This window comes from Mycobacterium sp. NPDC050041 (genome assembly GCF_049541695.1).
Lineage (GTDB): Bacteria > Actinomycetota > Actinomycetes > Mycobacteriales > Mycobacteriaceae > Mycobacterium.
The window spans coordinates 596,524-609,628 of the sequence record NZ_JBMVDG010000003.1; the positions used below are offsets into that span (position 1 = coordinate 596,524).

Sequence of the window (13,105 nt, forward strand, 5' to 3'; positions counted from 1 at the left end):
GATCGTAGCCGACCAGGTTGACATATCAACCAGAACGCTCTACCTTCGAGGTTGACACATCAACCTAAGGAGCTCGACATGACGGATGACCGAACGGTGGCAGTGGTCGGTGCCACGGGTGCACAGGGCGGTGCAGTGGCGCGCGCGCTCCTCGCCGATTCCGGCTTCACCGTGCGCGCGCTGACCCGCAACGCCGACTCGGCAGGCGCCCAGCGGTTGGCGGCGGCCGGAGCCGAGGTCGTCGAAGCCGACCTCGACGACCGCGCGAGCATCGTCAAGGCCTTCGCCGGCGTCCACGGCGCCTACATCGTGACGAACTACTGGGCCCAACGGTCCCCGGAGGACGAGGCCGCGCGCAGCAGAGGTGAGATGGAACTCGCCCAGGCCGACGCCGCGGCATCGGCGGCTGCTGAAACCGGCGTGGCGCACGTGATTTGGTCATCGCTCGAGGACACCCGAACGTTCTTCGGCGACGACGACCGCATCCCGACGGTGGAGGAGCGGTACAAGGTGCCGCATTTCGACGTGAAGGCCGAGGCCGATGCGTTGTTCCGTGAATACGGCGTGCCGACGACGTTGCTACGCAGCACGTTCTACTACGAGAACTTCACGGGAGCCACGGCACCGGTTCGCGAGGGCGGCCGGTTGATCCTCACCGCACCCCTCACCGACCGCCCGGTGCCCGGCATCGCCGTCGACGACATCGGCCGGGTGGCTTCCGGCATCTTCAGCCGCGGCGAGTTCATCGGGGAGACGGTCAGCATCGCCGGGGATCACCTGACCGGCCGGCAGTACGCCCAGGCCCTGTCCGACGCGCTCGGCGAAGAGGTCGAGTACCGCCCGACCGGCTTCGACGAGTTCCGCGCACAGGGATTTCCCTCCGCGGTCGAGATGGGCAACATGTTCCAGTACTACGCCGAGAACTCCGAGCAGTTCTCCGCGGTACGCGACCTCGAGCTGGTCCGCGAACTCGACCCGCAGCTGCAGTCGTTCCGCGACTGGCTGACGGTGCACCGCGGCGAGATCGGCGGCTCCTAGAAGTCACCGGCGTGGCGGCGCAACGTCTCGATCGACGCGGCCAGCGCCCGGGATTGCTCGCCGGACAGCCCGATGTCGGCGAACACCTCGTTGTTGAGCGTCACCGTGGCGTCCTCGACCGTCGAGCGGCCGAGGTCGGTGATGCGCACCAGCGTGGTGCGTCCGTCGGTCGGATGCGGGATGCGCTCGACCAGGCCGGCGGCCTCCAATCGCCGAATCGCATGGGTCACGCTCGTCACGTGCACCTGCAGCCGGTCCGACGCCTTGGTGATCGGCAGGGCGCCGCTGCGGCTGAACGCCAGCAGCCGCAGCAGCTCGAAGCGCGAGAAGCTCAGGTCGTAGGGCCGCAGCGCCGTCTCCACCCGGGCCAGCAGGATCTGGTGGGCGCGCATCACCGACGTCACCGCCACCATTCCGTCGGCGACCTCGCCCCAGCCGGCGTCCTCCCAGTTGGCGCGCGCCAAGCCGATCGGGTCGGGGCGATCGGAGGGTCGGGGGGCCACGCCTCTTCATACCGCATCCGCGGGCGGGCTCACGGTGCAGCGCGCAGGTCAGTCGGGTAGCCCGTACTCGCCGAACCAGTGCGCCAGCCGGCCGCGCCGGCTCACCGCCCGCAGCCGGCGTTCGGCGGCCTCCCGCGTCTTGGAGGTGGTCACGATCAGCAGTTCGTCGCCGATCTGGATGCGGGTCTCGGGCTGGGGGACGAACGGCCGGGCCTCGCGGATGATCAGCGTGATGACGCTGGGATCGGGCAGCCGCAGTTCGAGCACGGTGACGTTGCGCAGCGACGAGCCCGGCGACACGGTCATCGTCAGCAGTTCGGCCTCGAGCACGTCCAGCGGCGCCGACTCGACCATGATTTCGCGGGTGGCGTCCGGCGAGATCAGCCCGAGCCGGTTGGCGACCGTCCGCAGACCCGGTCCCTGCAGCAGCGTGAACACCACCACCAGGATGAAGACGATGTTGAGCAGCCGCTCGCTGCCGGGAACGCCCTCCACCACCGGGTAGGTGGCCAGCACGATCGGCACCGCACCGCGCAGCCCCGCCCACGAGATGAACGCCTGGTCGCGCCACGGCACGCGGAAGTAGAACAGCGACAGCACCACCGACACCGGACGCCCGACCAGCAGCAGGATGAGGCCGACGACGAGGGCGGGCACCAGGTCTCGCGGCAGTTCGTCCGGCGACACCAGCAGGCCGAGCAGCACGAACAGCCCGATCTGGGCGAGCCAGCCGGAACCTTCGGCGAACGAGCGGATCGCCGAGCGGTGCGGCAGTCCGGAGTTGGCCAGCACGAGGGCGGACAGGTAGGCGGCGATGAACCCGCTGGCGTGCAGGGTTCCGCCCGCGGCGAAGGCGAGCATCGCCAGCCCGAACGTCGCGAGCGGGTAGAGGCCCGACGCGGGCAGTGCGATGCGCCGCAGCCCCGCCGCGCCGACGAAGCCGCACACCAGTCCGATCGCGATACCAACCCCGAGCTCGTAGACCAGCGTGAACGTGATCTCACCGGGCGACAGGTCGAGCGGCGTGGTGCTGAACAGCAGCACCAGGATGATCGCCGGGGCGTCGTTGAAGCCGGACTCCGCCTCGAGCAGGCCGGACACCCGCCGCGGCAGCGGCACCACCCGCAGCACCGAGAAGACGGCGGCGGCGTCGGTGGACGACACGATGGCGCCGAGCAGCAGCGAGAGCTGCCAGTCCAGGCCGAGAAGCAGGTGCGCGCCGACGGCGGTGATCCCGGTGCTGACCGCCACGCCGACGGTGGCCAGCACACCGGCGGGCGCGATGACGTCGCGGATGTCGGAGAACCGCGTCGTCAGGCCGCCTTCGACCAGGATGATGCCCAGCGCCGCGGTGCCGAGCGCCTGCGCTAGCTGGGCGTCGTCGAACTGCAGCCCGACGCCGTCCTCGCCGATGAGCACGCCCACCCCGAGGAACAGCAGCAGGCTGGGCAGGCCGGCGATCGTGGCGAGCCTGGTCGCCGCGATGCTGGACAGCACCACGAGTCCGCCGACCAGCAGCGTCACGTACAGCTGCTGAACCGTCATGTCCCCGCCAGTATCTCAGTACCGATGCCGCGCCGCGCCCTCCGGTCGGTCACCATAGGTTGACACGGCGAAGGAGAACACCATGCGTATCGCGATTGCCGGAGCGGGGGCGGTCGGCCGGTCGGTGGCGAACGAGCTCGTCGAGAACGGCCACAAGATCCTGCTGATCGAGCGCAATCCGGCGAAGTACCAGCCGTCCACGGTGCCCGGCGCCGACTGGTTCCTGGCCGATGCGTGCGAGCTGGCGGCGCTCGAGGAGGCTGCGCTGCAGACCTGCGATGTGGTGATCGTCGCAACCGGTGACGACAAGGTGAACCTGGCCGCCGCGCTGCTGGCCAAGACGGAGTTCGGGGTGCCGCGGGTGGTGGCCCGGGTCAACGACATGCGCAACGAGTGGCTGTTCACGGAGTCCTGGGGTATCGACGTCGCGGTGTCAACCCCGCAGGCCATTGCGGCGATCGTGGAGGGCGCCATCGACGTCGGTCACCTGGTGCCGCTGATGGGACTGCGCGGTCGGGCGGACGTGTCGACGCTGCGGCTACCCCGCGAGGATCCCGGCGACAACCCGTTCATCGGGCGGCGGCTGCGCGACGTGGCGCTGCCCGCGAACAGCGCGCTGGTGGCGATCGTGCGCGACGAGCAGGTGATCCTGCCGCCGCACGCGGACGTGCTGCGCGCCGGTGACGAGTTGTGGTTCGTCGCCGACGCCGACGCCGAGGACGTGATTCGCGCGGCGGTGCACCGGGCGTAGGTCTCGCGCCGGCGGGATGCGACGGTCAGGCGGTGAGGATGCGTGGCCCGTCGTCGGTGACGGCGACAGTGTGCTCCCAGTGCGCCGCCCGTGAGCCGTCGGCGGTGACGACCGTCCATTCGTCGGCGAGCACGATGGTCTTGGTCGTCCCCAGCGTCAACATGGGTTCGATGGCCAGCACCGAACCGGGCGCCAGCAGCGGCCCACGCCCAGGTGCGCCCTCGTTGGGCAGGAACGGGTCCATGTGCATCTGCTGCCCGATGCCGTGGCCGCCGTAGCCGGCCACGATGCCGAACGCACGGTCGTGGCGCTGTTCGGCGGCGTGGGTCTCGACCTCGATGGCGTGCGACACGTCGGTGAGCCGGTTGCCGGGCAGCATCGCGGCGATGCCGGCCTCCATGGCCGAGCGGGTGGCCTCCGAGAGGTTGTGGTCGGCGTCGATCAGCGGGCCCACCCCGAAGGTGACCGCGGAATCGCCGTGCCAGCCGTCGAGGATGGCGCCGCAGTCGATGGACACCAGGTCACCGGACGCCAACAGCTCGTCGCCCGACGGGATGCCGTGCACCACGCGGTCGTTGACCGACGAGCAGATGCTGGCGGGGAAGCCGTGGTAGCCGAGGAACGACGGGATGCCGCCGCCGTCGCGGATCACCGACTCGGCGACCCCGTCGAGCTCCTTGGTGGACACCCCGGGTGCGGCGGCGGACTGCACGGCGCGTAGCGCGGCGGCGACCAGCGCGCCGGCCGCGGCCATCGCGTCGAGTTCCCCGGCGCTGCGCTGCGCGACGACCTTGCGGCTGCGCAGTCTCAGCCCGGCCACGTCACTTACCGAGTGCGCGCAGCGCGCGGGCGAAGACCTCGTCGAGCGAACCGACGGCCTCGACGGTCTTCAGCTCGTCGCGGTAGTACTCGAGCAGCGGCTCGGTCTCGTCGCGGTACACCTTCATCCGGTTGTGGATGACCTCTTCGGTGTCGTCGGCGCGGCCGCGGTCCTTGAGCCGGGACAGCAGCTCGTCCTCGGACACCTGGAACTCCAGCACGGCGTCGAGCTGCAGACCGTGCGCCTCCAGGATGTCGTGCAGCGCCTTGGCCTGCTCCACCGAGCGCGGGAAGCCGTCCAGGATGAACCCGTCCTTGGCGTCGTCGTCACCGATGCGGTCCTCGACGAGCGCGTTGGTGAGGCTGCTCGGGACGAGGTCGCCGGCGTCGAGGTAACGCTTGGCCTCCTCGCCGAGCGGGGTCTTCTCGCTGATGTTCTTGCGGAAGAGGTCCCCGGTGGAGACGTGCGGGATACCGAGCTTCTCGGCGAGCTTCTTCGCCTGCGTGCCCTTGCCCGCCCCCGGCGGTCCCAGCAGAACGATCCTCACTTCAGGAACCCTTCGTAGTTGCGTTGCATGAGCTGGCTCTCGATCTGTTTCACGGTGTCCAGGCCCACGCCGATCATGATGAGGACGGCGGTGCCACCGAACGGCAGGTTCTGTACCGTGCCGGTGTTTCCGATCTGCAGGAACAGGTTCGGCAGGACGGCGATCACACCGAGGTAGATCGAGCCCGGCAGCGTGATCCGGCTCAGCACGTAGCGCAGATAGTCGGCGGTCGGCTTGCCCGGCCGGATGCCGGGGATGAAGCCGCCGAACTTCTTCATCTCGTCGGCCCGCTCGTCGGGGTTGAACGTGATCGACACGTAGAAGTACGTGAAGAAGATGATCAGCCCGAAGTAGACGGCGATGTAGACGGGGCTGCTGGGGTCGGTCAGGTACTCCGCGACGATCCGTTCCCACCAGCCGGTGCCCGGGCTGCTGCTCCCGCTCTGGATCAGCTGGGTGATCAGGTGCGGGATGTAGATCAGCGAGGACGCGAAGATCACCGGGATGACGCCGGCCTGGTTGACCTTCAGTGGCAGGTAGGTCGACGTGCCGCCGTACATCTTGCGGCCCACCATCCGCTTGGCGTACTGCACCGGGATGCGGCGCTGACCCTGCTCGACGAAGACGACGCCGATAATGATGATCAGCGCGGCGATGAGGACCAGGGTGAAGACCATGCCGCCGCGGCTGTCGAGGATCGACTTGCCCTCGCCGGGGATGGCCGCGGCGATGCTGGCGAAGATCAGCAGCGACATGCCGTTGCCGATGCCGCGCTCGGTGACCAGCTCGCCCATCCACATCACCAGCGTGGCGCCCGCGGTCATCACCAGCACGATGATGATCAGCGCGAAGATCGACTGGTCGTTGATGATGTCGAGGGTGCAGCCCTGCAGCAGCCCGCCGTTGGCGGCGAGCGCCACGATGCTGGTGGACTGCAGGACCGCCAGCGCGACGGCCAGGTAACGCGTGTACTGCGTCATCTTGGCCTGGCCGGACTGGCCTTCCTTGCGGAGCTGCTCGAAGCGTGGGATCACCACCGTGAGCAGCTGCACGATGATGCTCGCGGTGATGTAGGGCATCACGCCCACCGCGAAGATCGACAGCTGCAGCAACGCGCCGCCGGAGAACAGGTTGATCAGTGAATAGATCTGACCGGAGTCACCGCCGCTGACCTGCTCGATGCACTGTTGCACGTTGGGGTAGTCGACACCGGGAGACGGCAGCTGTGCGCCGGCCCGGTAGAGGATCACCACGCCGAGCGTGAACAGGATCTTGCGTCTCAGGTCGGCCGTCCGCAGTGACGAGATGAAAGCCGAGAGCACTCTTCCTCCTGCGCAGCCGACCTCTCAGCGCGGCGTGCCAAATGGGGCTGGATTCGTCCAGCGTATTGGTCAAATGTGCGCGTCAGCCCCGCGGGCGCACAGCCTGCGGAAGTCGCGCGTGAAACAGTCTACGAGAGTAACAGTTGGGCATCGTCATCCCCGCATCGTTGACCAGGCCAGCCGGGGTATCGGCGCCCCGGTCCGCGGGGCACGCCGGTCACTGTCCGTCCTGGTGCGCGTCGGCCGACTGGTCGATGAGGTCGTTGAGGATCCGCCCGGCCAGCGTCTCGATCTCGGCCTCGATGGAGGCGGCGAGCGTCGCGGCCACCTGGGCGACGGCCTGCGTGCGGAATCGCACCAGCATGGTGATCAGCTCGGCGATCTCGGTGTCGGCGGGCAGCCCCTCCCCCGGCCGGATCCGCTCGGTGACGTGTTCGGCGCCGGTCCGCACCAGGATGTTGCTGATCTCCGTGACCGGCGCCAGCGTCTCTTCGTAGACGTCGATCAGCTTGTCGATGCCGATGCCGTAGCCGCGGATCTCGTCGAACGCCTCGAGCAGCTTGGGCCGCACGATGGTGGCCTTCGGGTCGGAGTCGGCACCGGATTCGGGGGCCTCCGGCGGGATCTCCGGGTCGAGCCGGATCAACCGCAGCGCCACCAACCGGTCGAAGGCCGCCGGGTCGCCGACCAGTTCCTCGGCCCGGGCCCGGGTGGTGGTCTCGGGCTTCTCGGCCGCCCAGGTGCCCGCCAGTGCGGTCTCCAGCCCCAGCACGTCGCCGATGCTCTTGCCCTGCTCCCAGGCGCTGAGCATCTCGTCGACGTGGGCCAGGGTGTAGCCGCGGTCCAGCATCGAGGTGATCAGCCGCAGCCGGGTCAGGTGGGTGTCGTTGAACACCGCGATGCGGCCGACCCGAAGCGGCGGGTGCAGCAGTCCGCGGTCGCGGTAGACCCGCACGTTGCGGGTGGTGGTGCCCGCCAGCCGGGCCAGGTCGTCGATGCGGTACTCCCCGGCGGTCCCGGTGTCGAGCGCTTGGCGCACGGCCGCGTCGAAGAGCTGCGAGACGGCCGTCTCGATGAGGTCGCGGGACTGTCTGCGGACCCGCCCCGGCGCCTTGCGCAGGGTGGCCAGGATGGCGGTCACCGCCCCCGCCTGGTCGCGCGGCGGCCGCTCGCGGGCCACGGTTCAGGCGCTGGACCGGGCGACCGCGCGGCCGTCGGCCACCGCGTGGTAGTCGCCGATCCGGAAGTCGCGCATCTGTCGAAGATACTGCGTGGCGAATCCCGGGTACATCGACGCGTTGAACCCGTCCTCGGTGAGGTACCAGCTGGTGCACCCCGACATCCACGTGGTGGCGCCCAGCCGCTTCTGCAACCGCTCGTTGTAGCGGCGCTGGACGTCGCGGCGGACGTCGAGGTAGCGCCAGCCGCCGTCGAGGATGGTGGTGATGGCGCGCACGGCGTAGTCGATCTGACCTTCGACGTACACCAGCAGCGAGTTGTGACCGGGCCCGGAGTTCGGACCGGTCATGAAGAACAGGTTCGGGTAGCCGTGCGCGCTGGCGCTCTTGTAGGCCTGCGCGCCGCGCCGCCACTCGTCCTGCAGCGATCTGCCGCCGAGTCCGGTCACCGGATACGGCGGCCCGGTCAGGTGTACGTCGTAGCCGGTGGCGAAGACGATGCAGTCGAGGTGGTGTTCGATGCCGTCGCTGGTGCGGATGCCGACGGGGCTCACAGTCGCGATGGGCCAGTCGATGAGCTTGCAGTTGTCTTCCTGCAGCGCCGGGTAGTAGTCACTCGACATCAGCATCCGCTTGCAACCCGGCGTGAAGTCCGGGGTGAGCTGGCGGCGCATCCACGGGTCCTTGACCTGGCGGTGCAGGTGGGCCTTACCGAGCCGGGCCACCAGAGAGGTCAGCGGCGAATTCCACACCAGTGCCGTCGCGGTGGCCTCGTGTCCCCAGAACAGGGCCTGACGCGCGATCTGTTGTGTCGCAGGCACTTTGGCGAACAACTCCTGTACCACCGGCGGCACCGACACGTCCAGGCGGGGCAGCACCCAGCCGGGGGTGCGCTGGAACACCTTGACGAAGCCGGCGCGTTTGACCAGTTCGGGCACGATCTGCACCGCGCTCGCGCCGGTGCCGATCACCGCCACCCGCTTGTCGGTGAAGTCGTAGTCGTGGTCCCACCTGGCGCTGTGAATGGTGTGGCCGCGGTAGGTGTCGAGGCCGCGGATGTCCGGCGCTTTGTGGTCGGGCAGCGGGCCCGACGCCAGCACGACGGTGCGGGCGCGGTACCTCTTGCGGCCCGCCATCACCGTCCACTCCCCTGCGGTCTCGTCGAAATGCAGGCCGGTGACCTCGACGCCGAACCGGATGTGGCTGCGCAGTCCGGAGTCGTCGACGAGTTCCTCGATGTGGCGGCAGATCTCGTCGGCCGGTGAGTACGCCCGCGACCAGGCCGGGTTGGGGACGAACGAGAACGAGTAGAGCAGCGACGGGATATCGCAGGCCGCACCGGGATAAGTGTTGTCGCGCCAGGTGCCGCCGACCCGGTCGCTGCGCTCGAGGATGACGAAGTCGGTGACGCCGGCCTCGCGCAGCTTGATGGCCGACCCGATGCCGGTGAAGCCGGCGCCGACTATCAGCGTGTCGTGAACCGTGGTGCGCGCCATGTCAGGCCGCCGGCTCGTAGGTGAGTTCCTTGAACCAGCTCGGGATCGGCCGCAGCAGCTTGCGCGGGTACAGGTCGGACGCCCGCACCATCGGGTTGGCCAGCCAGTGGTACGGGTGGCGCGGGTTGACCACCATCCGGCCGTGCAGCTTGAGCATCTGGTAGGTGGGCACCCGCCAGGTGAACTCGGCGCGGCCGCCGAGTTCCTTGAAGCGATTCATCGCCTTGTACAGCCGCTCCGGTTCCAGTCCCATGTCGACGATGTTGTTGCGCATCCGGTTGAGCAGCGGGACGTACATGATCATGCCGATGACCAGGCCGGGAGTGGCGAAGCTACCGACGAAGTCGACGGCCAGCTTGCGCGCTTTCGCGTGGCCGATCATGTTGAGCACCTCGAAGTCCACCGCGATGTGCCGGGACTCGTCGTTGTTGATCTTCTCGAAGACCTTGTGACACACCGGGTCCTCGACCTCGTCGAGCAGGAACTTGAGCAGTGCGCCGTCGAGGGCCACCTCGAGCATCGGGATGACGGTGCCCAGCACGGACAGCGACATGTCGTCGGAGTACTTGTCGAGCCACTCGATGACGAGCCTGATGTTGACGTTCGGCTCCGGCATCTCGCCGTCCTCGAGCATGCCCCACCGCTTCATCAGCGCGAGTTCGGCGTTGGCGTGCCGCTGTTCCTCGGCATGGAAGTACCGGTAGATCTCGGCCAGCGTCGGTGTCGGCGCCTTCTTGGCCAGTGCGGCGAATCCGCGGGCGCCGACGTTCTCGATCCAGCACAGGTCGGCCATGAATGCCTTGAGCTTCGGCCGGAATTCGTCGCTGATCGTCTCGGCGCCGGGGGCCTCCCAGTCGATGTCGGCCAGCGCCCACTGCCGGTCCTTGATCTTGGCCAGCATCGCGTCCATGTCCATGCTCATCTGATGATCTCCTTGCTCTGCGTGGGGAGGTTGATGCGCGACACCAGGCCGACCGCGCGGGTGTAGACGCCCGGTGTGAGTCGTTTGACCGCCCAGCCCATCCGGGCGTCGAGCTGGGGCATGCAGTACAGACCGCCGCGATCGTGGGTGTCGAGGCACTGCCGGGCCACCCGGGTCGCCGACATCCCGGTCCACCGCATCAGGGTCTCGGCGAGGCGGGTCGACTCGTCGGAGATCCGTCCCGCGGCCACGATGTTCGTCTTGACGAACGTCGGGCACAGCACGGTGACTCCGACGCCGGTGCCGGACAATTCGGCGGCCAGCGTCTCCGACAGCGACAGCACGCCCGCCTTGCTGACGTTGTAGGCCGCCATCCCCGGCGCGGCACCGAAGGCGGCGGCTGATGCGACGTTGATGATGCCTGTGGAGAGGCCTGAGGCAGCCGCCTCGCGCAGCACCGGCGCGAAGACATGGGAGCCGTGGATCGGCCCCCAGAGGTTGATGCCGAGCGTCCACGACCAGTCCTCGAGGGACACCTCACCGATCGGCGCGCCGCCCGCCCCGACGCCTGCGTTGTTCACCACCAGGGTCGGTGCCGCGCCGAACCATGACTGGGCCTGCGCGGCAAGCTCTTCGACGTCGCCGATCGCCGACACGTCACACCGCACGGCGATCGCCCTACCGCCCTGGTCGGTGATCGCGTCGACGGTGCGCTGGGCGGCGATCTCGTCGATGTCGGAGCACACCACCTGCCCGCCGCGGTCGGCCAGCTCGACGGCGAACGCCGCGCCGATGCCGCTGCCCGCGCCGGTGATCACCGCCCGCGAGTCGCGGCTGCGCCTGTCGCCGAATCCCAACATCGTCATCCCACTTTCTCCGTGTCCTTTGCGTCCGCGTCCGCGTCGGTCTCCCTACTGCGCAACGCCGTACCGATGAACCCCGATACGTATCGCATGGCGTGCACCGCCTCCGGCGACAGCCGCGGCAGGGCCTGGAAGACGTGCACCTGGTCCGGCCAGATCTGCAACTCGCAGTCACCGCCCGCGGCCCGGATCTCGTCGGCCAGCCGGTGGGCGTCGGCGGCCAGCATCTCGGCACCGCCTGCCTGGATCAGCGTCCGCGGCAGCACGGGACCCGCGGCCACGTCGAGGGCCAGCCGGCGATCCGTGGGATCGGTGTCCGGACAGTACATCCGGACGAGTCGGGCCGCGTCGGCCGAGCGGATGGCGGGGTCGGCGCGCAGCCGCTCCCGTTCGCGGGCCAGACCGAAGGTCAGGTCGAACAGCGGGGAGAACAGCACCATGGCCGCCGGGTGCCGCTGCGCCACCTCGGGGGTGAGCAGCAGGTCCACCGCCAGGTGGCCGCCTGCCGAGTCGCCGGCCACCACCAGCCGCCCTGGTTCGAATCGCTGCTCGTCGAGCAGCCAGTCCCAGCCCGCGCGCACGTCGTCGGCCGCAGAGGGGAACCGGTGCTGCGGCGCGAGCCGGTAGTCGTCGCAGAACACCGGCAACCCGGTCAGCGCCGACAACCACGCGGTGAGCCTGCGATGCGTGCGCAGCGAGCACAGCGCATATCCACTTCCGTGCAGGAAGTAGACCGCCGCGTCGCCGCGGGCCACCCCGCGGGCCCGGACCCATTCGCCGCGGACCCGCCTGCCGTCGGCGGTGACGGTGTCGACCGGTTCGACGACGGCGCCCGCGAGCGAAGGGCCGAACGCGTCCATCACCCCGGCGACGATCCACCGGGACATCCGCAGGCCCCATGCCCGCTCGGGCGGCAGCACCGCGCTGATCTGCCGCAGGGTCACCGCGCTCATCGCGGCCGCCGCACGGGACCGCCGGGATCCGCGCCGACGGATCGGGGATTCGGCGGCCGCCGCGATGGGAGACGTCGTTGTCATCCGACTGAGTCAACACTCAATGGTGACATTGGTCAATGACAACATTCGCTGTTGGCGGTGTTGGCCCGGCTTTCAGGAGTCGTTCAGGTTCGTTGGGTACTGTCGATTACATCAGCTAAGTAACTTCTCGACGTGCAGAAGAGGGAGACATGGCGCGCACTGACAACGACACCTGGGACCTGGCTTCGAGCGTAGGGGCCACCGCAACCATGGTGGCCGCCGCCCGCGCCGTCGCAACCAGGGCCGACGATCCGGTCATCGACGATCCGTTCGCCGAGCCCCTGGTCCGCGCGGTCGGCGTCGAGTTCTTCACGAAACTGGCCAGCGGAGAACTGCAGCCCAGCGAACTCGACCCCGAATCGACCGGCGGCGTTGGCAACATGGACCGATTCGCCGACGGGATGGCCGCACGCACGCGGTTCTTCGACGACTTCTTCCTCGACGCCGCGCGCGCCGGAGTCCGGCAGGCCGTGATCCTTGCGGCGGGTCTCGACGCGCGTGCCTACCGGCTGCCGTGGCCCACGGGCACCGTGGTGTTCGAGATCGACCAGCCTGAGGTGGTCGAGTTCAAGACCCGCACGATGGCCGATCTCGGCGCGGCCCCGAGCGCCGACCGACGCACCGTCCCAGTGGATCTGCGTGACGACTGGGTCGGCGCACTGACCGCCGCGGGCTTCGACCGCACCGCACCGACGGCGTGGATCGCCGAAGGACTGTTCGGCTACCTGCCGCCCGAGGCGCAGGACCGGCTGCTCGACCAGATCACCGAGCTGAGCCCGGAGGGCAGCCGGATCGCCGCCGAGGGTGTCGTCCACCAGGAGGACATCGACGAAGACGAGCTACGGTCCAAGATGAAGGCCGTCTCCGACCAGTGGAGCAGGCACGGCTTCGATCTCGACTTCTCCGAGTTGGTCTACACCGGCGAACGCGCCGAGGTGGCGGCCTACCTCGAGGGCAGCGGCTGGAGCGCCGAGAGCATCACCGCGAGCGATCTGCTCGTGCGGGTGGGCCTGGCACAGGCCGACGGTGACAACGCCAACTTCGCCGACATCCGTTACGTCTCCGCCGTCAAGTAGGGGCACC

Annotated in this window: 13 protein-coding genes; 3 read left to right on the forward strand and 10 right to left on the reverse strand. The window is 69.0% G+C overall.

Annotation, left to right across the window (positions count from 1 at the left end):
- Positions 1-78 precede the first annotated feature (78 nt).
- On the forward strand, positions 79-1,038 hold the full coding sequence (locus ACPCHZ_RS13280; protein ID WP_423485157.1) for an NmrA/HSCARG family protein: 960 nt from the start codon (positions 79-81) through the stop codon (positions 1,036-1,038).
- Here ACPCHZ_RS13280 and ACPCHZ_RS13285 read toward each other — a convergent pair.
- Together ACPCHZ_RS13285 and ACPCHZ_RS13290 are read right to left on the reverse strand one after the other, a co-directional pair.
- The gene (locus tag ACPCHZ_RS13285) at positions 1,035-1,541 is read right to left on the reverse strand and encodes a MarR family winged helix-turn-helix transcriptional regulator (RefSeq protein WP_364972633.1); all 507 of its coding nucleotides are present in this window, start codon (positions 1,539-1,541) and stop codon (positions 1,035-1,037) included. The two genes, ACPCHZ_RS13280 and ACPCHZ_RS13285, sit on opposite strands and share 4 nt — an antisense overlap.
- 48 nt (positions 1,542-1,589) lie before the next feature.
- Positions 1,590-3,086, reverse strand: coding sequence for a potassium/proton antiporter (locus ACPCHZ_RS13290; protein WP_423485158.1), 1,497 nt, complete (start codon positions 3,084-3,086; stop codon positions 1,590-1,592).
- A gap of 82 nt (positions 3,087-3,168) precedes the next feature.
- On the opposite strand from ACPCHZ_RS13290, the gene ACPCHZ_RS13295 reads away from it, so the two are divergent.
- Positions 3,169-3,837, forward strand: a complete 669-nt coding sequence (locus ACPCHZ_RS13295) for a potassium channel family protein (RefSeq protein WP_423485159.1) — start codon at positions 3,169-3,171, stop codon at positions 3,835-3,837.
- Between the two features lie 25 nt (positions 3,838-3,862).
- Here ACPCHZ_RS13295 and map read toward each other — a convergent pair whose 3' ends face one another.
- The 8 genes from map to ACPCHZ_RS13335 all read right to left on the reverse strand — a co-directional run bounded on the left by map (position 3,863) and on the right by ACPCHZ_RS13335 (position 12,022).
- Complete coding sequence (gene map, locus ACPCHZ_RS13300; RefSeq protein WP_423485160.1) at positions 3,863-4,657, reverse strand: type I methionyl aminopeptidase; 795 nt, start codon at positions 4,655-4,657, stop codon at positions 3,863-3,865.
- Position 4,658: 1 nt separating this feature from the next.
- Complete coding sequence (locus ACPCHZ_RS13305) at positions 4,659-5,204, reverse strand: adenylate kinase (RefSeq protein WP_364972658.1); 546 nt, start codon at positions 5,202-5,204, stop codon at positions 4,659-4,661.
- Positions 5,201-6,526 carry a preprotein translocase subunit SecY gene (secY, locus tag ACPCHZ_RS13310; protein WP_364972660.1) on the reverse strand — a complete coding sequence of 442 codons (1,326 nt, stop codon included), beginning with the start codon at positions 6,524-6,526 and terminating at the stop codon, positions 5,201-5,203. The genes ACPCHZ_RS13305 and secY overlap by 4 nt, the downstream gene beginning before the upstream one ends.
- A 217-nt stretch (positions 6,527-6,743) precedes the next feature.
- Positions 6,744-7,706 (reverse strand): MerR family transcriptional regulator, encoded by a 963-nt coding sequence (locus ACPCHZ_RS13315; protein ID WP_423485161.1) that lies wholly within the window; start codon positions 7,704-7,706, stop codon positions 6,744-6,746.
- 3 nt (positions 7,707-7,709) lie between these two features.
- A complete protein-coding gene (locus ACPCHZ_RS13320) occupies positions 7,710-9,200 on the reverse strand; it encodes a flavin-containing monooxygenase (RefSeq protein WP_423485162.1) in 1,491 nt (496 codons plus the stop codon).
- Between the two features lies 1 nt (position 9,201).
- On the reverse strand, positions 9,202-10,122 hold the full coding sequence (locus tag ACPCHZ_RS13325) for a ferritin-like domain-containing protein (RefSeq protein WP_423485163.1): 921 nt from the start codon (positions 10,120-10,122) through the stop codon (positions 9,202-9,204).
- Positions 10,119-10,982, reverse strand: a complete 864-nt coding sequence (locus ACPCHZ_RS13330; RefSeq protein ID WP_423485381.1) for an SDR family NAD(P)-dependent oxidoreductase — start codon at positions 10,980-10,982, stop codon at positions 10,119-10,121. The genes ACPCHZ_RS13325 and ACPCHZ_RS13330 overlap by 4 nt, the downstream gene beginning before the upstream one ends.
- A 2-nt stretch (positions 10,983-10,984) precedes the next feature.
- Positions 10,985-12,022 carry an alpha/beta hydrolase gene (locus tag ACPCHZ_RS13335; RefSeq protein ID WP_423485164.1) on the reverse strand — a complete coding sequence of 346 codons (1,038 nt, stop codon included), beginning with the start codon at positions 12,020-12,022 and terminating at the stop codon, positions 10,985-10,987.
- A gap of 149 nt (positions 12,023-12,171) precedes the next feature.
- On the opposite strand from ACPCHZ_RS13335, the gene ACPCHZ_RS13340 reads away from it, so the two are divergent.
- Positions 12,172-13,098 carry a class I SAM-dependent methyltransferase gene (locus tag ACPCHZ_RS13340; RefSeq protein ID WP_423485165.1) on the forward strand — a complete coding sequence of 309 codons (927 nt, stop codon included), beginning with the start codon at positions 12,172-12,174 and terminating at the stop codon, positions 13,096-13,098.
- Positions 13,099-13,105 lie beyond the last annotated feature (7 nt).

Coding starts and splice junctions, on each gene's coding strand:
- ACPCHZ_RS13280 (WP_423485157.1), top strand. CDS start 79: ATGACGGATGACCGAACGGTGGCAGTGGTCGGTGCCACGGGTGCACAG.
- ACPCHZ_RS13340 (WP_423485165.1), top strand. CDS start 12,172: ATGGCGCGCACTGACAACGACACCTGGGACCTGGCTTCGAGCGTAGGG.
- ACPCHZ_RS13325 (WP_423485163.1), bottom strand. CDS start 10,122: ATGAGCATGGACATGGACGCGATGCTGGCCAAGATCAAGGACCGGCAG.
- ACPCHZ_RS13295 (WP_423485159.1), top strand. CDS start 3,169: ATGCGTATCGCGATTGCCGGAGCGGGGGCGGTCGGCCGGTCGGTGGCG.
- ACPCHZ_RS13330 (WP_423485381.1), bottom strand. CDS start 10,982: ATGTTGGGATTCGGCGACAGGCGCAGCCGCGACTCGCGGGCGGTGATC.
- ACPCHZ_RS13320 (WP_423485162.1), bottom strand. CDS start 9,200: ATGGCGCGCACCACGGTTCACGACACGCTGATAGTCGGCGCCGGCTTC.
- ACPCHZ_RS13335 (WP_423485164.1), bottom strand. CDS start 12,022: ATGACAACGACGTCTCCCATCGCGGCGGCCGCCGAATCCCCGATCCGT.
- ACPCHZ_RS13290 (WP_423485158.1), bottom strand. CDS start 3,086: ATGACGGTTCAGCAGCTGTACGTGACGCTGCTGGTCGGCGGACTCGTG.